Here is a 21087-nt window from a genome sequence, read left to right as displayed (position 1 = left end):
ATATCCTATGCGGTAGGTATGTAATCAGACGTGGGTTGCGAAAGAAGTTTTAGATATGAGGTCTTATCGGGTGGGAATGGGCCAGGCGCCCCAACGGCGGCGCTTGGCCCTGGCTGGTTAAAAACCGTCAAATGGCGTGTCTTGGTTTGGCGCTTCAAACCCGTATCGATGGTAGATACCTTGGGCCACTTGGCTGGCGATAAAGCGCAAAAAATGCTGGGCCGTGTCTGGGTGAGGGGCCTGTTTCAGTGCAGCGATATAGTAGCGGCCCACAGGATTCGCATGGCTTGGAAAAGGCGTCCAGACAATGGGGGAGCCTTGCGATGCGGCATACATTGCTTCACTAACCCATACGACCCCGACATCAAATTGGCCTTGGGCAATGGCCGGAATCGTTTCACGGTGATGTACTGTAGTGAATACCGTCTCTTGTCTTCGGACTTTTTCCTCGAACACCGTCTTCGCCAATTGCGGGCCGCCGTCCATTTCGAGTGCGCGCCGGGCTAAACGAGCAATCCCTTCAGTCATGGGGTTGGGCATGAGGACACGCACACCAAGGCGACCAAGGTCGCTTAGCGTGGCCGTACTCGAGGCGCCTTTGGGCATTACCAATGCCAAATGATTTTGCGCGTAGGGCACGGGGGAAAGAAGGTGGGAGGCCAGTTGCTGCATTTCGTGATGCCCTGCTGCAAAGACATCGGGGTTGACATGCAGTTGTAAAGATCCAATATCAAGACGGCCATGGGCCGTAATTTGCTTTGCTAAAATGCCTGGAGGTAATGTCTCGTAGTACAGGGTCTGCGATTTATCGGAATCCAGACGGAATGCGGCGAAAAGGTCGGCTAAGACCATAAACTGATTGCCATTGAAGAAAGCGATGAAGTCGGCGTTACCGGGATTGCCTACACAATCGTGCACGATGTCGTAGAGTGGCAAGTCCAAGCGGACCATATCGGCATGTCCCTCAAGGTTTGACATAAGAAAGACCCTCCCGCTGTTTTCGCACCAATTCTCCAACGGCTGACGGGACAATGGTCATGCCCGGCAGGAGGTCTGTCTCTTTAAGGTGGTTGGCTTTCATGGTGTTGCCGCATACCGCCACCGTAACCCCTTGCTGTTGCAAGGCCTCTAGTTCTTGGGGCCATGGCGAAGTTTCGGCAACGACAAGGTCAATGGCTGCGCCTTGAATGACAAGCTCGACGGGTGTCGACGGCATTTCCGCAAGTAAATTTTCGATATTGCGTAAAGCACTGCGTTGTTTATTGGGATCAGCCTCATTAACGTGAAAGATGACGCCTAGAGAATTTGCCACCGTTGTGCCTCCTTTTTCCCGTTTCGATTGATCAGGGATTTGACGGAAAGTTACTTCCTTATTCTTCTTATCATATCCCATTCTCGTCTTGGATATAGAAATCTACCACGTATTACGCTTCCGAAGGGTCGGGTGGAAAATATCGGAATGGTCACGGTGTGGTGGCCTGTCACGTCACGATTGGCCGGTCGGCCCGGCGGGGTCTTAGGGCATTTCGGACGGGACCATTCCGCTGCCAGGATGCCATGGAGGCGGCGTGGTGGCCATCTCGGGATCCAGGGCGCTCCGCCTCACAAGCAAATTCCTGATGGATCATCCGCTGCGTCGCTTGTTCGAGGGGGGTGTTGAGCCTGCTGAATCTCGCGATCCAGGGCGTGAACGCGCCGCCGATCGGGGGGGGCGGATAGGAATCGAAATGATTGTAGGGGGGCACGGAACCGATCCGGGGTGCCAATGCTGACAAATCCGCGCGTAGACATGAAAACCCGCCTCCTTGAAGGACAAGATAAGAGGGACAACGGGCGCGCCGGACAGAAGCAAAGGCGGGCTGACTCCGAGTGCCGCCACGCCGGCTCGATGACCGCCTCCGCCCATCAGCCGGAGATTACGAGATCTTACCTCCTCCTTCTGTTAAAGTCGAGGTGTGGGCATATCGGGCGGCGGCAGTGTGTGGCGTAAATACGTATAGACATGATGTTCGATCGTGCGGCGAATCTCTGGCCACGTCCACGGTGTTAATAAGAGAGGCTCCGGTTGAATTTCGGCATCGTCAAAATAGGTCAGACTGCGCAAGAGATGAGCGCGGTTAAGGTGGGGGGCTTGTGTGGCAACGGCCTCAAGAACGTTCGAGAGAGACCATCCTGTTTGGAATAGCGCGTACAAATCAATGAAATCTTTTCGAGCACCGCGGTTCGCTATCGCGTTACATTTTAGAACGACTAAGGTACGAAGGGATGCGAGAGAGATGTCTTGAAACGTCGGTCCTGAATCGAGCTGTATGCCTTGTTGCCATAAATAGGATACGTTAACGCCTTGAATGCGCGCATGAATGCTATAATGACTGCGATCGAGAATTTCCGCGTTGGGATCGAGGGCATAGATATGTTGGACAATAGAGTCTGAATTGTGCGCCTGCATGGTCATAAAATCCAGAACTTCAGACTGCCGATGTCCTAACATCAAAGCGAGTGCTGTACCCCCGCATAAGAGATAGTCGGGAGGACATAATTCCGCACCCACGCGTTCTAACAGTTTTGCGGTAGTAGGGTGTAATGTTTGGGGATACATGGAGGGTGTCTCCTCTTGAAAATAGGGTTCCCAAAAGCGGCGAATATGATCGGGAAGGCCACGCTGAGCGAGCGCGTGTTGAATCGTAGCCGAGGGATAGAGGCGAAAGAGTGCAATCCATTCGTCCCATGCTCCGAATTGAAGAATCCGGGCGATAATCCACGCAGCATGGCGCTGGGGATCGAGTGTGGTGGGGTTGACATCCCAAAAGGCGGCGGACTGTTGAAGGCGAGGCCAGTCCGATGGGTTGACCGCGACGAACGGTGTGCTCATTGTGTGTTGTGACCGTCCTTCCCCACAGTGTCATGTCTAGTATACCCGAACGTACAGCATGAGGCGATGTTCCGGTGGGCCTCCGAGACGATCAATCCCGGTCGTGGGGGGAGACGGACGACAGGTTTTGGGAGCCGAGATCCTGGTGACTGCGCCAGAGCTGATTTGTTGGCGCGACGAAAACCATCATAATCCCTTCTGGGAATAATTAAGGAATACGAGGAGCATCCCACGGCGTTACCCACCGTGTGAGCAATAGAAAGAGTTTGCGGGCGTAAGGACGAGAGCCTGGCGCACAATGGTTTGCACAAGCAGGATCTGGGCTTCTTCCATGCGCTTGCGTTGCTGATGTTGGGCGACATTGACCACGTCAAACGTAGCAGACAAAGTGACCGGAACTTTCATGAGATCAAAGTCTAAGGTATCGGGATTTTCGCGATATTGGGAGCAAATGGGGCTATGAAAGTAATTTAGGGAAGCAATATAGCCTTCGAACTCATTATTGTTAATAGCAGGAAAGGGTTGCAGGGCGTCACCCAGTAAGAGATTTTGCAACTGGTTGGCGGTTGGTTGGCCCAGTGAGTGGCTGCTGATGTTGATCGATGCGTAGCCTATCATGTCTTGTTCGATGAAGGGTTGGAGATGGGTCAAAGGATGTTGGCAACAATATTTCCGCCCGTCAAAAGATGGTCCGGGAACGGTCAAGACATGGCGACACGTAAAGCAAGTGGGCAACTGGTAGGGATAAGTCGGTTGAAGAAGAAAGATCCGCCTGGAGTTCGTCCACGGTGTGAGGAACGGCATCGGGTTCAGGAATATCGGTCCAATTGAGGTCAAGATATACGGGAAGTTTGCAGGGCGAAGGCGAATTGGAAGTACCGCCCGGGGCTTCCTGGGCCATCCTTCTGCGGCGGGCATTGTTTTTAGCGATGGTGGGTCGATCCGGAGAAAATTGGAGCCGTGGGGAGTCTCGTGTTGTATAAACACCGAATTTTTACGAATTAGAGCCTAATACGCTTGGGCGGGAGACCAGGTGAATCCGTAGCGTGATCGAGATGCAGGATCTGATGATGACAGAACGGGCAACGCCATGCTTGTTGGCTCTGATGAATATCGTCTCGGACCCATGGCGATCCAGTCGTGAAATGCTCCGGTGTCCAGATAGACTCCTGGTCGCCCGTCGTCACCACGAAGGCTATACTCACCATGCGATCGTCGTCGAGATATTTGGCATCCAGCCAGACGTACGGATACGTACCCTCCAAGGGCCGCTGCTTAAATCGGGTGACACGCTCGTCGAGGCCCTGGCATAACTGCGACACCTGCTGCCGGTCATCCCTAACGACTGCACCCGTGTACATACGCGACGGCCACGAGCGCCTGTTCACTGCGGCGGCGGGGTTCCAGGAACTCAGGATAGTAGGTCCCTTGCCGCAACTTGGGAATCGCTCGCAAGCGCCGGACCTACGCGGGTCTCCTATGTCTGCTCATGTGGGCCTGCCCCAATCTGTTGCGTGACGTCGGCTTGTCCAGGGAAAATATGGAAAACGCCTATTTACAAAATTGGACATTAACGGGCCTGTCTTGATCATTCCCTACTTTCGGAGCGGCGGCCCTCGCCCACAGCGCCCCGTTCTTTAGGTTCGCCCGTATAGTAGCCTCACCGCCAGAAATTTTGTTTACGGTGGGACAGAAAGCGCGCGATGGCTTTAAAAAAGGCGCATGATGAGTGTGTTCACCCGTACGAGAAAGCGCTAGAGAGGACGGGTGCACCATATTTTTTTAAACACCGAACCTAGGGTGATGGCATCGTCATTCGTGCGAAGTAGCAAAGAGGAGAGAGAGTCAATGGAACCGGACTTAAGTGTGATACGTCATCTGAAAAGCCGCGGCAAATTTGCGGACGCGCGTGCGCAGTTAGAACAGTGGATGGCTGCGGAACGTCACAATCCGTATTTGGAAGCAGAAATGGGAGGAGTGTTAGACGAGCTAGGCCTGATAGAGGAAGCGGTCCAATTTTATGAGCAAGCCCTGCGCCATGACCCACCCGCGGTGCTCATGCAGCATCTGGCTATTGTGTTGGGTAATGACTTACGGCTATTAGGCCGTATTCATGAATCTCGACAAGTGCTGGAAAAGGCCAGGTCCCAAGGAGCGCCGAACGAAATTCTGGACGCTGTCTATGCGTTGACATTGTGGCGGGATGAAGACCGCAGTGCGGCTTTTCGGCTCTTGTGGCATCTTGCCATGGCGGGGCTGGACGGGGAGCGCTTTGATCTGTACCGCGGCATTTTGCGTTATGGCATCGATCATCTTAATGATGCGGGGCATTAACGGACAAGGACAGAGGGAAGGCCCGGTCGAGGACCTTCCCTGCGTTGGGATTATCCGGTATTGCGCATACCTAAGGCAATGCCCTCCATGGTTTTCGCAATAAGCGGCAAAAGAGCCTCGTCCCCGGTTTGGCGAAATTGTGCTAACAGTTCAATCTGTAAGTAGTTCAAGGGGTCGACGTGCGGATTTCGCCATTGAATGACCTCTTGCAAACGGGGCTGATCTTCCAACAGTTCGTCGTGGCCGGTAATAGTGAGCAAGGCATCATGCAAGCGGTTATAGTCCTCTTGAATTTTTGGCCAAAACATTGCGCTCAGCGGGCGCGGCACGAGATCGTGATAGGCTATAGCGACATGCAAGTCCGACTTTACAAGGGCCAGTTCAAGATTGTGAATCGTGGTTGTCCAAAAAGGCCACGTGGCATACCATTCTTGCAGAAGGCGCGTGTAACCTTCTTCCAAAAAACTACTTAGGGCGTGACCAGCACCATACCATCCGGGTAGGAGCATGCGGTTTTGGGTCCAAGAAAATACCCAGGGGATAGCCCGCAAATCTTCCCAGCGGAACTGCTCGCGCCATGACGGACGCGAACCCCAATTAAGTGCGCTCATTTCACGAATGGGCGATACGGACAAAAAGTACTCCCAGAACGCAGGATCATCGATGAGAGCACGATAATGGCGATGGGCGCGCTTGGCTATCTCATCCATATGCTCCCGGGTACTGGAGTTGGGGTCGCTGGAGGGGAATAGAACGGCCTTCGCATGCGAAACAATCATCAGTTCAAGACTCCGGTATGCCATCTCGGGCAGTAAAAATTTTTGAGAGAGCACTTCGCCTTGTTGGGTAATGCGGAGCACACTGCGCACGCTGCCGCTTGGTTGTCCGGAAATGGCGTATGACGTCGGCCCGCCGCCGCGGCCTAAGGCTCCACCACGGCCATGAAAGTAGCCAATGTGATGGCCGTTTTCTTTTGACCATTGGGTCAAATCCAACTGGGCGCGAAAAATCGCCCACGAGGCGCTTAAACTGCCAGCATCCTTAGTGCTGTCGGAATAGCCCAGCATGACTTCTTGATAGTGTTGACGGGCAACCAAGTGGTGTTGCCATAAGCTGTCGCGATTGATGCGTTCGACGAGATGACGAGCATGTTGCAAATCGTCCAAGGTCTCGACAACCGGAATAACGTCTAATGAAAGCCGGGGATCGACCACGTGCATTAAGAACAGTACGGCTAGCAGATCACTGGGGTGGTGCGCCATGCTGACGAGATAATGGGTGACACCTTCAGGACCTGACAAGTGTTGATAACGCGCTAAGAGTTCTAAGACATCCTTCAAATCTTGCGTTAAAGGACTTTGCGGAATAAAGGGGGGAGGTGTTTTCCAAGCGTCGTGAATGGCTTGAATGCGCTGTTCATCATCCCATTTTTCGTAGTCAGGTCCCAAGATTTCCACCATGGCTTGCGTATGAATGCGGCTATGTTGGCGGATGTCAAGATTCGCTAAATGCAGCCCAAAGATTTCGATTTGGCGCATCAGCAAACGCAATTCCACCGGCCATTTGTCGGGATTAGGATCCCAATGCCCCGCTAGCTGCCGAACATCTTGCAAAAAATTGGAGGCGTTAGCATATCCCCCTAAACGGTGCGTGAGAGTCACTTGGAGCTTTGCGGCAATGAGACCCACCATTTGCCGAAGAGGTTCTTGGGGATATCGATGCTGCAAATCGGCAGCTTGTTCTTGGAAAATTCGGGCATGAGCTGCAATCCACCGATTCAAGAGATCGACTTGATGAATGTAGAGAGGCTCGGCACTTAATGTGCGCTCAAGCTCATCCAATGCTTGTAGATAGAGCTCGACCGCGACCTCTTGATGGCGTTGGAGGGTCTTTTGGGTGATGGCCACATCAACAAAAGGATGGCCATCTCGGTCCCCGCCAATCCAAGAATCAATAGCCCATTGAACCGGAGCGGGGGTAGGAAGCGTACGCTGTAAATCATCAAGCACTGCCGGCAGCGCATGAAAAAGGGATTTGCGGATGTAGTAGAGGCCTAATTCCACTTCGTCCATGACCGTAGGACGCGCCGTACGCTGATTGGGCGTTCGCCACAGCACTCGAATAAGCTCGGTGAGATTATGTAGTGTGCCAGCAGGCAGAGATGGTCCATCAACGTGTTCTAATAACGTGGCAATTTTCGCTAGGTGCTGTAAAATCGTCCGGCGCGTACTTTCTGTGGGATGCGATGTTAAGACGATCCGACCTTGTGCTGGCGTTGTGGGTTCGTCGCCGGGGCCGAATTGCTCAACTTGTTGCCGGAGTTCCTCGAGAGATCCGCGCAAAGGGGGATGGGGAGAACGGCGGCGGTTTTCCACTAAGTGGATACGATGCAGGTCCTCCGTCAAGTTTTGCAGACGAATTTGTTCAGTTAGCATGCGAATGATGCGATCGACTTCGTGAAGCGTAGATGATGCAGAAGCATACATGTTTCCACGCAAATGGTAGGGCACTTGCTCTTGCCGCAGACGTTCGGCGACCATATAGGCTTGCTGTCCTTTTTCTACGACGGCGCTCTGCTCTTCCTCAGATACGACACGGTGAAGAATATCCCATAAAAGTTGAACGGTTTCTTGCCAGGCATGGGACCCCGGCGAGTTGACGCTAGACATTCTAAGACACATCCTCTCGACAGGCGACTGTATAATTATTTAATAATAGCATAGGGCACAAGCGGCGGAACATAAAGAAAATCACAAGGCCAGGGCCATAAACACCCTTGGCCTTGTGACTAACCCAAATTCAGCAAGCGTAAAATCTCCATTTGCCGACTAGATTCTTCGTAGGTTCCCCGGGAAGCAATGGTGACGGTTTTGCTGCCAGGTTTTTTTATCCCACGCATAGTCATGCATAAATGTTCGGCTTCAATCACGACCATGACGCCCTCTGCATCCAATTCTTGTTCAAGGGTGTCGGCCACAATGTTGGTCATACGCTCTTGAATTTGAGGGCGTTTTGCTACGAGGTCAACTAAGCGGGCCAATTTTGATAGACCGGTTACGACGCCGTGACGTGGCAGATAGGCGACGTGGGCGGCACCAAAAAATGGCAGAAGATGATGCTCGCAGGCCGAATAGAAAGGAATATCTTTGACCAAGACGACTTCGTTATGGTCAACATGAAAGCGCGCAGACAAAGTTTCAGCGGGATCACGGTGCAGTCCCGAGAAAATTTCTTCATACATGCGCGCAACACGAGCCGGGGTTTCAAGGAGCCCCTCTCGTGTAGGGTCTTCCCCTACCGCTTCTAAAATCATCCGTACCGCCGCTTCAATTTTCTGGCGGTCGACGGAGTGAGCGGCAGTGATATTCATCTCTGGAGAGTCGGTAACGGTTACAGCGGTATCCAGGCCGACAGGCTGAGACGATTTGTTAGTATGCAAGGATTGTGACATAAACCATTCCTTCTCTCTGTTGGGCTGATTCTCCGGCGATACCGTGACATCTGCCGAAATTAGTAGTGCCCAAATCCTCTCAAATACGCTAAAGGATCTTGCTATTACAAACCATCTTCTATGGTAACCCAAAACCCGTGGGTATGGCACCTAGATTGCAATGATTTTTAAATGGGACAAAGACAAGGTAGGCAGTGGGATGACCCACGAGGCGGGAGGTAAGAGCGCACCCTGGCGACGAGTGCGCGTGGGAGAAAGCGTTAAGCGATGATGTGGGCACCGAGCTGCTCCATGGCACTGCGAATGCCATCAACGGATAGCAGGCCTTCGTGCAAAGCGCGGCCAATCAGCACGCCTTGGGCTCCGGCTTGATACATGGGAATAATGTCTTGCACATCGTCAATTTGCCCTGAGGTCCAGACCGAAAAGCCTTGGCGACGCACGGCTTCAATGAGTCGCAGATTGTTGGGGTGCGCCATGTTTTCCGGGTGTCGTGCGGTCAATATGATGGTGGTTATCCCATGGCGACGGGCGTTATCGAGGCGCTGCGCCGCATCGGGAGCTACAAGGGCCCCATTGGCTACGAGAAAGCTCCCCCACAACCGTTGAGACCCCACGACTCGTGCCACTCGGCGGGTCATGTGATCTTGTGCCAGGAGGGATCCGGCGACAAGATGCGTGGCACCATAAGCCATGCGTTGTTGAGCGGTCTCCACGTTGTAGATGCCGCCGCCCACGGAGATGGCGATAGGACGTTTCGACATCGCCATTAACAAGGCCGGTACGACGCTCATACGTCCATGAGAGGCATCAAGGTCCACAACATGGAGGTGGCGCGCACCCCGAGCAGCCCACTGTAGGGCCATCGATAAGGGATTGGCATTGGCACCGGTGTAACGTACAGGATGGTCGCCTTGCCAGCGAATGACTCGTCCCGACGAAATGTGGATGACCGGCACTACGCAAAAGGAGTCCGTCATATTAAGAGTCACAGGGCACACCTCCATGAGTGTACAATACGTTGAATCACGATCTAAATATATGACACAAAAAATAATAAGGCAACTATTCTTGTTAGGTTTTAATAAGATTTACAAAGTATATGTTAGGTTTGCGTTAGAGAGTCACGGCCCGTCGTTTTCTGATAATTATATACTTTAGGGGCGAGTATTAATACTTGGTGATAACATTTCTCATTTATTTCTCGTATAACCCAAAGCGTCGGAGAATTTCTTCCCGGTGTTCATCTAGACGTGGTGGGGGAAGGGTGATGCGTCCTGGGGTTTCGGAAAGTTTCAGCGGAATGCCGGTCATTTTAATAGGACCGGCGATGGGGTGAGATATGGTCTGGACCATTTCGCGCAATTGTACTTGGGGGTCATTAAAGACATCCGCGAAATGTTGAATGGGCCCGGCCGGGACGCCGGCTTCCTCCAGGATGGCGAGCCAATGACGGACGGGATGTCGTTCAAAAATTTCTTCTAAACGCTTGATAAGTAGCTCCCTGTGCACAACACGCTCTGGGTTGGTGCGAAAACGGGGGTCATTTCCGAATGGGATGTCACAGGCTTTCACGAGGCGTTGCCACAAATGGTCATTGCCACAGGCGACCACAAGAAATCCGTCTTGTGCGTGCAATGCTTGATAAGGGGCAATATTGGGATGGGCTGAACCTAATGGTTCGGGTTCTTCGCCGGTGGCAAAAAAATTACTGGCTTGATAGGTTTGCCAAGCAATCATCGATTCGTACAGTGACGTATCTATCCATTGGCCGCGGCCGGTATAGGAGCGCGCATGCAGGGCCACCATAATCCCGTACGCGGCCCACATGCCAGCCCCGATATCGGCGATTGAAAACCCTGCCTTGATGGGCGGTTGTTCGGATGATCCCGTCGTGGCCATAAATCCTGACATGGCTTGGGCAATCAGATCGTAGCCGGGCCTTTGACGCCCAGGGCCGGTGGCTCCAAAGCCAGAAATTGATGCCATAATGAGCCGCGGGTTTATTGCGGACAAAGAGGGATAGTCGAGCCCCCACTGACTAAGCGTGCCAGGGCGATAGTTTTCGACGACAACATCGGCTTGAGCTGCCATTTGGCGAAACATCCGTTGGCCTTCGAGTGACTTGAGGTCAACCACGATACTTTTTTTATTGCGATTCACTGACAAAAAATAGGCGCTTTCACCATGGATAAAGGGTGGGCCCCACTGGCGGGTATCGTCTCCACCGGGAGGTTCGATTTTGTAGACAGTTGCGCCAAAATCCGCTAGCATCATCGTACAAAAAGGGCCAGTGAGAATTCTTGTCAAGTCGAGAACTACAAGATCAGCCAGGGCTTCGGGCATGATCGACCTCCTTATCAACAAGAAGACACTAACGGATGCGGCAACAGAATCGGCGCAGCTTATGACATTTCGGTTACTATAGAGTAAAGGGTAACTGGAGACAGGTGGTGTGGTCAAGTTAAAACGCTCAGGCAGCTGCAGCCGGAAGAACCTACGGCGCTGCTCGTTAATCCCCACGCCCGTGTGGGACACGATCGCTTTGAAGAAGTTCGGCGCGCTTTAGCGCAGGCGTTGAATTTGGTATACGCCGCCATGCCCAATACTGAAGCGGACTTCTGCGCGCAAATCACCGCGCAACGCTCTTGTGGTGTGCGGCGAATCATTATTGGGGGCGGAGACGGGACCCTGTCTTTAGCAGCCAACATGCTAGCGGAAACGCCCGTCGTGATGGGGATTTTGCCGCTTGGTACGGGGAATACCTTCGCCGCAGGTTTGAATTTGCCTAGCGCGCTCAGCAGCCTCGCTCGTGTCATGGCTACGGGATATGTTATGCCGATAGACTTAGGGGTGGCACAAACCGCCAATGGACATCGCTATTTTCTTAATACGGCGACTTTGGGGGTCAGCGAACGGCTCACACAACTGTTAACGGCAGAATCCAAAAAAAAGCTGGGGTGGATGGCGTGGCCCAAAGGTGTGCGGCGTGCTATTGCCATGACACCGATTTTTCAAGTGCGTTTGGAATTTCGCAGCCGCGTCGTTTCCTTTCGGACCCGCCAACTTATCATTGCCAATGGGCGCAATTTAGCGGGGCCAGTGTTTGCGTTGCGCGATGCGTCACACCAAGATGGTAAATTGCATGCCTTTAGTTTAGGCGGACAGGACTGGTGGTCGTTGCTAAAAGTGGGCATGGTGTTGCTGGTGGGGCGACATATTAGTGATCGGCAAGCTCATTATGAGCAGGTGCGCGAGGTGCGAGTTAGCGCTGAGCCGGTGATGGCCATTGATATCGACGGTGAAGTCTGGGAGCATACCCCGTGTACTTTTACGGTGCGACACGGGGCCTTGTCGGTAATTGTCCCGCATGGATAATATCCTGTTGATCGATGAAGTGTCATACTAGGCAATGTGAAACGGTTCACAATTACTAGAGAGAATGGACCTTGCACCGACATAGGTCCAACCCACGCTAGCCCGGATAGGGTCTGAATGCCAGCCTGTATTCTATGTTATACCATGGATAGTGATTCGCAAGTGAGGAATCCAGGTGAACAATTATTGTGGTGCAAGGGTGCAAAACAGGCCCTTAGGGGAGGGACAAGAATGACGCAATTGGGGTGGGCCGAGCTGCAGTTCGGCGTGACGACCGTTTTTCACTTTTTCTTTGTTCCAGTAACGATCGGCCTGTCATTTTTGATAGCGATTATGGAAACAATTTACCTGCGAACAAAAAATTCAATCTATCGTGATCTGGCAAAGTTTTGGGGTCATCTTTTTTTGATCAACTTTGCTGTAGGCGTTGTTACCGGGTTATTGCAAGAGTTCCAGTTTGGACTGGATTGGGCGACCTTTTCCAAGTTTGTGGGTGACGTGTTCGGGGCGCCCCTCGCGGTGGAAGCTTTGGCTGCTTTCTTTTTGGAATCATCGTTTATTGGTGCCTGGGCGTTTGGCTGGGATCGTCTATCGCCTAAAGTCCACGCATTGACGATTTGGTTAGTGGCGATTGGGACCACGTTGTCGGCTTTTTGGATTTTAACCGCCAATTCATGGATGCAAGAACCCGTCGGCTATGTCATTCGCAATGGCAACGCGGTGATGACGAGTTTCGGCGCTATTTTAACCAATCCGCAATTGTGGGTGGAATTCCCGCATACCGAATTGGCCGCCATTCTTTCCGGTTCGTTTTTCATGTTGGCCATTAGTGCCTATCAGATTCTGCGCAAGAAAAATGTCGATGCATTTGTACGGTCCTTTAAGCTTTCCACCATCGTAGCGGCTGTGGCCAGTGTGTTGGTGATAGTGGTAGGAGACTCGCAAGCCGCGCACTTGGTGAAGGCGCAACCGATGAAATTGGCTGCGGCGGAAGCATTATGGAATACGAGTTCGCAGCATGCGCCGTGGAGCGTTGTGGCGCTTATCGATGCTAAAGCTCACCGTGACACTTTTCAGGTGCAGATTCCCGAAATGCTGACGCTATTGGCCTACAAGCGCTTGTCTGGTTCGGTGGAAGGCATTAACCAAGTGCAAAAGCAAATGGTCCACCAATACGGGCCAGGCAATTATATTCCTCCCGTGGCGGTGACGTTCTACTCGTTTCGGACCATGATCTTTGCGGGAACGGCCATGTTGGCGCTTGCCTACTATGCGCTCTATCTCTTTAAGAAAGACCGCTTTATCCAGAAAAAGTGGTTCTTAAAAGTGTTAACGTGGTCGATTGCACTACCTTATCTAGCCAACTCGGCCGGATGGATTATGACTGAGGTAGGCCGGCAGCCATGGGTCGTTTACGGGTTGCAATTGACGGAACAAGGCGTATCACCGACGGCTTCTGTGCCAGCGCTTGATATTGAGCTATCTTTGTTGGCCTTTACGATTTTTTATGGAGCGATGGCTTATGCGGCGGTTCATCTGTGGAAAAAGGCTATCCGTCAAGGATTGGATCCCGATCCAGCAGTCGCTCAGGATGTCACGAAGGACAGCGATTTGTTCTTAAGTGAAGGCGGCAAAGTCGCCCACTAAGCCTACCTTTTACCTAAGGGAGGAATAATTCGACTATCTTCAGGGGAAGGTGACAATATGTGGTTGCAGGACTTGTGGTTTGTGTTAGTCGCCGTGCTGTTTGTCGGGTATTTTATTCTGGATGGATTTGACTACGGCGTGGGAATCTTGCATCCTTTTATTAACCGAACGGACTTGCAAAAGCGGGCCTCACTAAGCGCCATTGCGCCAGTGTGGGCGGCGAATGAAGTGTGGCTAGTTGCTGCGGGGGGAGCGTTGTTTGCTGCCTTTCCGCAGTGGTATGCGACCATGTTTAGCGGATTTTACCTTGCGTTGACATTGGTTTTGCTGGGTCTGATTGTGCGGGGCGTTGGTATTGAATATCGAAGCCAAGACCGCAGCCCCAGGTGGCGATCTCTATGGGACTGGTTGATTTTTTCAGGATCCTTGGTGATTACCTTGATTTGGGGGATGGCGTTCGCCAACTTGATTCGAGGGGTGCCGATTAATGCGCATAAAGTCTACGTGGGCAATTTCGGGACCTTGTTCAATGGATTTGCTCTTTGGGGCGGGCTCACGTTCATTTTGCTATTTGTCTTGCACAGTGCCGGATACTTGGCGATTAAGGGAGACGCGGGCGCACGTAAAACGGGCAAGGCGCTTGAAGGCAAAATGCTATGGCCCACGGTCTTGGTAATGGGCGTGTGGTTTGTTTGGATGGACCGTTTGCCGGCGTCTAATGGGCATGTGGGAGTATGGACCATAGGCCTGCAAGTGGTATCGCTCATGGCCTTGCTGCTGGCATGGATTGCCACTTATGTGACACGGTCTAAACTGGCTTTCTTTCTGAACAGTGCGAGTGTGGCCGCGATGACGGTGAGTTTGTTTACGGTTTTGTTTCCTCGGGTGATGGTATCGAGTTTGAATCCTTTGTGGAATCTTACTGTTAGCAATGCATCCGCCACGACCTACACCTTGCAGATCATGTCAGTGACAGCAGTCATTTTGTTGCCCATTATTCTGGGATACCAAACCTGGATTTACTGGACGTTTCGCAAGCCAGTCAATGATAAGGAGCTGGAATACTAAATGAACCCGCGGCTGCTTAAAGAGGTGAAATCAGTACAGACCTTGCTGGGATTAGTGATCTTGCAAGGGGTGCTTAGTGGGATTCTTATCATCGCCCAGGCAAGTGTACTGGCTCTTATTGTCAGCCGCGTGTTTATTGGGCATCAGACACTGGCCTCCGTTCAGCATCTATTATGGGTGCTGCTCGCCATCATTGTGGCGCGCGCTGTTCTCACATGGCTCGGCGAGACTGGCTCTTTGACCTTGGCGACCCGCGTACAGTCCAGTCTACGCATGCGCTTGACGCAACGCTTGCTTAATGCGGGTCCATTGTATGTGCATGCTCAGAAAACTGGAGAACTGGTTAATACATTAATTCAAGGGATCGAGGATCTTGAACCCTATCTGGCCCGCTATGTGCCCCAAATAGCAATTACCGCATTGGTGCCGACAATCATTTTGGTTGAGGCGTTCTCGCGGGATTGGATTACGGGACTGATTCTATTAATTACGGTGCCGCTTATTCCGTTCTTTATGATCTTAATCGGACGCCAAGCGGAATCGTCGACCAAGCGACAATGGGAAACCTTGAGTCGGTTGAGTGCGCACTTTTTAGATGTATTACAAGGGCTCACGACGCTTAAATTGTTAGGCCAAAGTGCCGGCCAGGCACGTGGCATTGAGCGAGCTAGTGATGAGTTTCGGCGCGCCACGATGGCCAGCTTGCGTATTGCCTTTGTGTCCGCTCTGGTGTTGGAACTGCTGGCGTCGTTAAGTATGGCCATGGTGGCCGTAGCTATTGGGTTGCGTGTCATTCCAGGACGCATGCCCTTTGAGACCGCGTTCTTTTTACTTGTGCTCGTGCCTGACTTTTATTTGCCATGGCGGATGTTGGGCACCCGGTTTCATGATGGGTTAAATGGCATGGAGGCGGCCAAGAGGATTTTTGAAATTTTAGATGCTCCGGAGCTGGCCAAGGCGGGCGGTACGATGCGGCCAGCGGCTGTTGATGCTCAACCGATCGTTCTCAATCGGGTGGGGTTTCAATATCCAGGGCGTTCGGAGCCCGCCTTGCAAGGAGTTAGTGCGGTGGTGAAGCCTGGCGAGCGTGTGGCGGTGGTGGGTCCGAGTGGTGCGGGAAAGAGTACGCTGTTGGCGTTGTTAATGGGATTTGCGGTGCCCACGAGTGGAACGATTGCGCTGGGGGACACACCGTTTACGAGCCTTGATCTAGCTTGGTGGCGTCAACATGTGATGTATTTGACCCAAAATCCTTATATCTTTGCTGGCACGGTTGACGACAATCTGCGCATGGCCCGCTGGGACGCAACGGACGCCGAGATTCGCCGCGCGGCCGAACGGGCAGGTGCCTGGGAGTATATTGCGGCACTGCCGCAGGGATTGCAAACAGTTTTAGGTGAAGGGGGAACGGGACTCAGTGGGGGACAAAAGCAACGACTGGCTTTGGCCCGCGCGTATTTGAAAGACGCTCCGGTCATCTTTATGGATGAACCGACCGCGAACTTGGATCCAGAAACCGAAGCGGAGTTGTGGCGTCATCTCGAGGCCCTATTGACGGGACGCACTGCTGTAGTTGTTGCGCACAGACTGTCGACGGCACGCCGTATGGATGTGGTTTGGGCGATGAATCATGGCCAATTAGAACAGGTGGGAGCTCCACGAGAATTGGAGCGGGTTCCTGGGTTGTATCGTGAATTGATTCAGGCCTATGCGCCGCTGCCAGAGGAGGGGCATTATGCGTCAGTACACCGCGCTGCTGAAACCTTATAGATGGTGGGTGGTTTTGGCTCTATTAATGGCTACATTGACCGTGTTGGCCAATGTGGGGCTAATGTCCACCTCTGCGTATCTTATTGCCCGTGCCGCCCAACATCCGTATACGATTTTACTTCTTTGGGTGCCCATCGTTGGGGTGAGGTTTTTTGGTACCTCTCGAGGCGTATTTCGCTATTTAGATCGTTATGTATCGCATAATGTAACGTTTCAATTATTGAAGGAACTGCGCGTGTATGTCTACCGGAAACTTGAGCCGCTGATTCCATCTCGCTTGCAGGCATTTCACACTGGCGACCTGTTAAGCCGCGTGGTAAGCGATGTGGATACCTTGCAAAATCTCTATTTAGGTTTATATGCACCCCCTATTGTGGCTCTGTTATCGACGATTGTGATTTTAGGATTAATGGCTTATTTCGGGGTAGCTTTGGCCCTGGTGTTAGCGGTCTTTTTGGTTCTGGCCGGCGTGGTGGTACCTGTGCTCAGCCAATGGAGTGCTGGGGGCTTGACCGCTCGCATGGTGCAAGCCCGGGGGGAATTAAGCACAGAATTGGTCGAGACGATTCATGGCAACACGGACCTTTTGGTGTTGGGGCAAGAGGCGCGGCACTTGGAGAAATTGGGGGCATTAGTGCGCGCATGGGCGCTGCGACGCATTCGGCTGCATTGGTTAGCGGGCCTTAGCGCGGGGATTATGCAGGCTCTTAACAATGGGGCCATGTGGTTGATCTTGGTGCTAGGGATTGGCATGGTCACTCGGGGGGCATTGCCTCCTGTACTCTTACCGGTCGTGGTGTTATTAACATTGGCTAGCTTTGAAGCGGTCAACGCCTTGCCACCAGCCTTTCAAATGCGGGGTCAGATTTCCGCCGCACGCACGCGAATCAATGAAATCGTTGATCAAACGCCTCCCATTTTTGCGGGACAGAAGACGTTGGAGGCAGTAGGTCTTGACGGTAAAGCGCCTGCTGTCCAGCTTCACGATGTGCGGTTTCGTTATCACTCCACCACGCCATGGGTTTTAGATAAGACCTCTTTTGATGTGTTGCCTATGCAACATGTAGCGGTGGTTGGCCCTAGTGGTGCCGGGAAGAGTACGCTGTCAGGGGTTTTGTCGCAACTGTGGCCCTATGAGGAGGGGCATATTCTCATTAATGGTGTGGAACTCTCGGATCTGCGGGTGGATGCCATGCCCCATCTCATCGGGGTCGTGGACCAAGAACCGCATCTTTTTGATACAACATTGCGGGAGAACCTATTGCTAGCGAATCCATCAGCGACCCCGACGCAGCTCCAAGAGGCTTTACGCATTGCACAGTTGGAGAGTTTGGTCAATGAATTACCGGACGGACTCGAGACGCCCGTCGGTGAACATGGGTTCAACTTCTCAGGCGGTGAGCGCAAACGCGTGGCGATTGCCCGGGTTATCTTGCAAAATGCCCCGATTCTGGTGTTTGATGAGGCCACGGAAGGTCTTGATGCGTTGACTGAACGTCGGCTGATTCAAGAACTGCGGCAATGGGCGAAAAATAAGACGGTGTTATGGATTACGCACCGTCTCGTCAACTTGGATGTGATGGATCAAGTGGTGGTGCTAGCGCAAGGCCGTGTTGTAGAACAAGGTCCGGCAGAGACGTTGGGGCGCCAAAGAGGTCTCTTCCAGCGCATGCGAGAATCTGAAATTCAGACCTTTGCATGGAATGCCGATGCCGTCTAAAGACGCGGTCGCTTAATGTTGACATGCCCCAACACGGATTCTAACCCGACTTGCACCAGGTCGGGAGGCAAATGACCATGAGAGTAGAAATAATAGCTGTCAAAGCTCCATTTCATCAGGTGAGCACTGACTCCGTGGAGCGCGATGTCCGTTTGGCCTCCGTACATGGTGTCCGACAATATGAGGGTAGCTTCACTGCCGCCTTCATACATGATGCAAAAGACCTCGGGCTTATAGAGCGGAACGTCGCCCGTATTGGTCAATTCTTTGACGACTGTGGCGGCGGCGATATCGGCCTGAATAATCGCCAGGTGGCCTAGTTTAGGAATGGTTAGAGCATTAACGTCGCCCGCTGCAAAAATGTTGCGGTGGGTTAAATGGCGCATTGTATGGTCTGTCGGGACAAACCCTTTTTCATCGCCGAGTCCAGAGTACTTAATGACCGAAGGTCCTGCATAGGGCGGAATGACAATGGTCAGCGCGCTCGGTAATGTTGTACCATCCCTAAACACGACGTGATCGGCAGTGATGGCCACAATGGTTTGTCTGCGCAAAACCGTAATATTTTTCACCGTCATGCGTTCGTGTAAGATATGATGCACGGTCGTGCCGACATCTTCTAAAAAGTCTTGGCCTGGTGTGAACAAGGTGATTGAGCTCTTATCGCGCAAGCCGAGCCGTCTAAGGTCGTGGTCGAGCATGAACGTGACTTCTCCCATCGGACCTTCGCACGCCACGTCTAAATGGGGGATTTGGACGGTATGCCCCCAATGCGTTTTAGCGGTCCCCAGTACTATAGGGCCGCCTTTAAATTTTTTTAAGGCCTCTTGTAGGCGCGGTGCTTCGGTATCATCACACATGGAATACCCAAAGTTGCGAAAGCCTTCGATGGCTTCGTAGTCCTTAACAATTCCCATGGTCAAAAAAAGGTAATCGTAATGTAGGACCTGACCATTGGACAAGGCAACCGTTTGTTTGTGGGGATCGATATATTGAGCGGCTGCTTGAATGAACCGGGCGTTAGCGCGATCCGCAATCGGTTGCAACGGGTGACGAAACTGGGCGACGGGCTTGCCTGCCATAGCGACATCAGGCATCCCAGGTTTTTGCAAGGTTGTTGCCCGTGGGTCAACCAGAACGATGTCGGCGTGCGGGTGAAGTGCATTATGCAACCGATATAACAGCCGCAGACCGGCAAATCCTCCTCCGAGTATGACGATACGTGTTTGCGGTGTTGCAGCCATTCGTTAACTCCTTACTTGCTGAATAATAAATAATGATATGAGTGTTGCAAATTATTGTACGCTACTCATCCTCGCAACTGACGTGCAAATGTTTAAGGCTTGAGCGCTTTATGATGGTTCGGCAATGAAAAATAGGTTATCGCGCCACCGCCAACCGCCCAGATCCACACGATGCCAATAAGAGGCCACGTGAGAGGGGCAAGAAGTCCGAATGTGATAGCTTTAAGCAACCATGCCGCGGCTAGTAGACCCAGTTGAATCAATCCACTTGAGAATTTGCCCATGACTAACGAGCCAATGCCCGGAGCAAAGACATTAATGATGGTGCCGACGAGCGCTAAAGTTTTTCGCATTTGAACCATCCTTTCTGATGTCATCACACAGGGTGTCTAGTCTCGGTGGAATCTGGTTCTTAATACCAACACACGCGTGAATGGATGGAAAAAAACGTCACAACCCGAACGGATATGGTGCCTAAGAATTAGTATAGCACAGGATAAATTGTGGAGAAAAACCGTCGTGCGGGAAGGGGGTGTTGCCGACAAGGTCGTGGAATCTTGTATAATGATGAAGAATTTTTCCGCGGCATGTGATTTTTATAACGGGGTGTTTAAATGGAAGGAGGAGATTTGGTGTTAACATTATATGAATGTGATGTTCCTGCGTACCCTGCGCACTAAGGCAGGGCACTCCCTGCCTCATTTGTTGACAGGGGGATTAATAAATTGCGAACACAACGATTTTGGGGTGGAGTATTTTTGGCTATCGCCGCCAGCATTTGGGGTGGCATGTATGTCGTCAGCAAAGTAGTCTTGGAGGTTATTCCTCCCTTGTCACTTATGTGGATTCGCTATGTGTTGGCTGTCATCGCCCTTGTGTCATTAGGGTTCCTTCGTCGCGAATCGTGGCGTCTTCCCCGGCAATATTGGGGGCTCGTTGCGGCAATTGGTGTGATCGGCTATATCGTATCCATTTGGGCGCAATTTCTTGGCACTGCACTTTCAACCGCGCAAATGGGGTCTGTGATTACCGCTGCAACGCCAGCCTTTATGGTGGTCTTTGCCCATGTGCTATTACGGGAGCGTATCACCCGCCAAGGGCTAGGGTCCGTCCTATTGGCTATGGCAGGAGTGTGGCTCATTGTAGGCTGGAGTGCAAGAGGGCCGCACAGCGTTACGGGAGGCGTTGTCCTCTTTGTGGCGGCTGTGACATGGGCGTTAATGTCGGTTTTGATTAAGAAGGTGCCTTCTAGCGTGTCACTGTTGGTCGTAACGGTCTATGCGCTTGCTATCGCGTTTTTGCTGCTGTCACCAATGGCATGGCTTCAGTTGCACCATGTGAGTGTGAGTCAACTTCAGCCTTTTAAAATTTGGGGAGGCTTATTGTATTTAGGGGTTATCTCGACGGCGGTAGCGTTCTTTTTGTGGAATGAAGGGTTGAAACGTGTCGACGCGGCGACCGGGGGGATTTATTTCTTCTTCCAACCCGTGGCAGGCAGCCTTTTGGGATGGCTATTATTGGGTGAACAGGTCTCTGCAGCTTTTTGGCTAGGCGCTGCTCTGATTGCAGGTGGCGTCATGTTCGCAATCCGTACCGCGTAAGG

The 21087-nt window shown here is 52.3% G+C and carries 17 protein-coding genes and 1 pseudogene; 7 read left to right on the top strand and 11 right to left on the bottom strand.

What is annotated here, in order from left to right; translation table 11 throughout:
* Positions 1–117: 117 nt before the first annotated feature.
* From CO251_RS03725 to CO251_RS17700, 5 genes and pseudogenes are all read right to left on the bottom strand, one after another.
* Positions 118–978 carry an extracellular solute-binding protein gene (locus CO251_RS03725; protein ID WP_103374460.1) on the bottom strand — a complete coding sequence of 287 codons (861 nt, stop codon included), beginning with the start codon at positions 976–978 and terminating at the stop codon, positions 118–120.
* A complete protein-coding gene (locus tag CO251_RS03720; protein ID WP_103374459.1) occupies positions 965–1312 on the bottom strand; it encodes a DsrE family protein in 348 nt (115 codons plus the stop codon). Before CO251_RS03720 ends, CO251_RS03725 begins: the two co-directional genes overlap by 14 nt.
* A 630-nt stretch (positions 1313–1942) precedes the next feature.
* Positions 1943–2872, bottom strand: a complete 930-nt coding sequence (locus CO251_RS03710) for a nucleotidyl transferase AbiEii/AbiGii toxin family protein (RefSeq protein ID WP_103374457.1) — start codon at positions 2870–2872, stop codon at positions 1943–1945.
* 237 nt (positions 2873–3109) lie between these two features.
* Positions 3110–3490 carry a hypothetical protein gene (locus CO251_RS03705; RefSeq protein WP_146038975.1) on the bottom strand — a complete coding sequence of 127 codons (381 nt, stop codon included), beginning with the start codon at positions 3488–3490 and terminating at the stop codon, positions 3110–3112.
* A 566-nt stretch (positions 3491–4056) separates the two neighbouring features.
* Positions 4057–4318, bottom strand: a pseudogene (locus tag CO251_RS17700) (transposase); the annotation flags it as partial.
* Between the two features lie 402 nt (positions 4319–4720).
* On the opposite strand from CO251_RS17700, the gene CO251_RS03695 reads away from it, so the two are divergent.
* A complete protein-coding gene (locus CO251_RS03695; RefSeq protein WP_158246157.1) occupies positions 4721–5206 on the top strand; it encodes a tetratricopeptide repeat protein in 486 nt (161 codons plus the stop codon).
* Positions 5207–5256: 50 nt separating this feature from the next.
* On the opposite strand, the gene CO251_RS03690 is transcribed toward CO251_RS03695, so the two are convergent.
* The 4 genes from CO251_RS03690 to CO251_RS03675 all read right to left on the bottom strand — a co-directional run bounded on the left by CO251_RS03690 (position 5257) and on the right by CO251_RS03675 (position 11003).
* A complete protein-coding gene (locus CO251_RS03690; RefSeq protein WP_103374453.1) occupies positions 5257–7875 on the bottom strand; it encodes a phosphoenolpyruvate carboxylase in 2619 nt (872 codons plus the stop codon).
* A gap of 119 nt (positions 7876–7994) precedes the next feature.
* Complete coding sequence (gene folE / locus CO251_RS03685) at positions 7995–8576, bottom strand: GTP cyclohydrolase I FolE (protein WP_242968290.1); 582 nt, start codon at positions 8574–8576, stop codon at positions 7995–7997.
* A gap of 341 nt (positions 8577–8917) precedes the next feature.
* Complete coding sequence (locus CO251_RS03680) at positions 8918–9649, bottom strand: HisA/HisF-related TIM barrel protein (RefSeq protein ID WP_158246156.1); 732 nt, start codon at positions 9647–9649, stop codon at positions 8918–8920.
* A 205-nt stretch (positions 9650–9854) separates the two neighbouring features.
* Complete coding sequence (locus CO251_RS03675; protein ID WP_103374450.1) at positions 9855–11003, bottom strand: CaiB/BaiF CoA-transferase family protein; 1149 nt, start codon at positions 11001–11003, stop codon at positions 9855–9857.
* A 135-nt stretch (positions 11004–11138) separates the two neighbouring features.
* On the opposite strand from CO251_RS03675, the gene CO251_RS03670 reads away from it, so the two are divergent.
* The 5 genes from CO251_RS03670 to cydC all read left to right on the top strand — a co-directional run bounded on the left by CO251_RS03670 (position 11139) and on the right by cydC (position 18240).
* Positions 11139–12035, top strand: coding sequence for a diacylglycerol kinase family protein (locus CO251_RS03670; RefSeq protein ID WP_103374449.1), 897 nt, complete (start codon positions 11139–11141; stop codon positions 12033–12035).
* 231 nt (positions 12036–12266) lie between these two features.
* Positions 12267–13682, top strand: coding sequence for a cytochrome ubiquinol oxidase subunit I (locus tag CO251_RS03665; RefSeq protein ID WP_103374448.1), 1416 nt, complete (start codon positions 12267–12269; stop codon positions 13680–13682).
* Between the two features lie 57 nt (positions 13683–13739).
* Positions 13740–14750 (top strand): cytochrome d ubiquinol oxidase subunit II, encoded by a 1011-nt coding sequence (gene cydB, locus CO251_RS03660; RefSeq protein ID WP_103374447.1) that lies wholly within the window; start codon positions 13740–13742, stop codon positions 14748–14750.
* The gene (cydD, locus tag CO251_RS03655) at positions 14751–16520 is read left to right on the top strand and encodes a thiol reductant ABC exporter subunit CydD (protein WP_103374446.1); all 1770 of its coding nucleotides are present in this window, start codon (positions 14751–14753) and stop codon (positions 16518–16520) included.
* On the top strand, positions 16486–18240 hold the full coding sequence (gene cydC / locus CO251_RS03650; RefSeq protein WP_158246154.1) for a thiol reductant ABC exporter subunit CydC: 1755 nt from the start codon (positions 16486–16488) through the stop codon (positions 18238–18240). The genes cydD and cydC overlap by 35 nt, the downstream gene beginning before the upstream one ends.
* On the opposite strand, the gene CO251_RS03645 is transcribed toward cydC, so the two are convergent.
* The gene (locus CO251_RS03645) at positions 18237–19484 is read right to left on the bottom strand and encodes an NAD(P)/FAD-dependent oxidoreductase (protein WP_103374444.1); all 1248 of its coding nucleotides are present in this window, start codon (positions 19482–19484) and stop codon (positions 18237–18239) included. The genes cydC and CO251_RS03645 overlap by 4 nt on opposite strands.
* Before the next feature lie 92 nt (positions 19485–19576).
* Entirely contained in the window at positions 19577–19837 is a 261-nt protein-coding gene (locus CO251_RS03640) for a hypothetical protein (RefSeq protein ID WP_103374443.1), read from the bottom strand.
* A 372-nt stretch (positions 19838–20209) separates the two neighbouring features.
* Between CO251_RS03640 and CO251_RS03635 the strand changes: the two genes are divergently transcribed.
* Positions 20210–21085, top strand: coding sequence for a DMT family transporter (locus tag CO251_RS03635; protein ID WP_242968276.1), 876 nt, complete (start codon positions 20210–20212; stop codon positions 21083–21085).
* Positions 21086–21087 lie beyond the last annotated feature (2 nt).

Source organism: Sulfobacillus sp. hq2 (genome assembly GCF_002903155.1).
Taxonomy (GTDB): domain Bacteria; phylum Bacillota; class Sulfobacillia; order Sulfobacillales; family Sulfobacillaceae; genus Sulfobacillus; species Sulfobacillus thermotolerans.
This window is presented reverse-complemented; position numbering and strand designations above follow the sequence as displayed.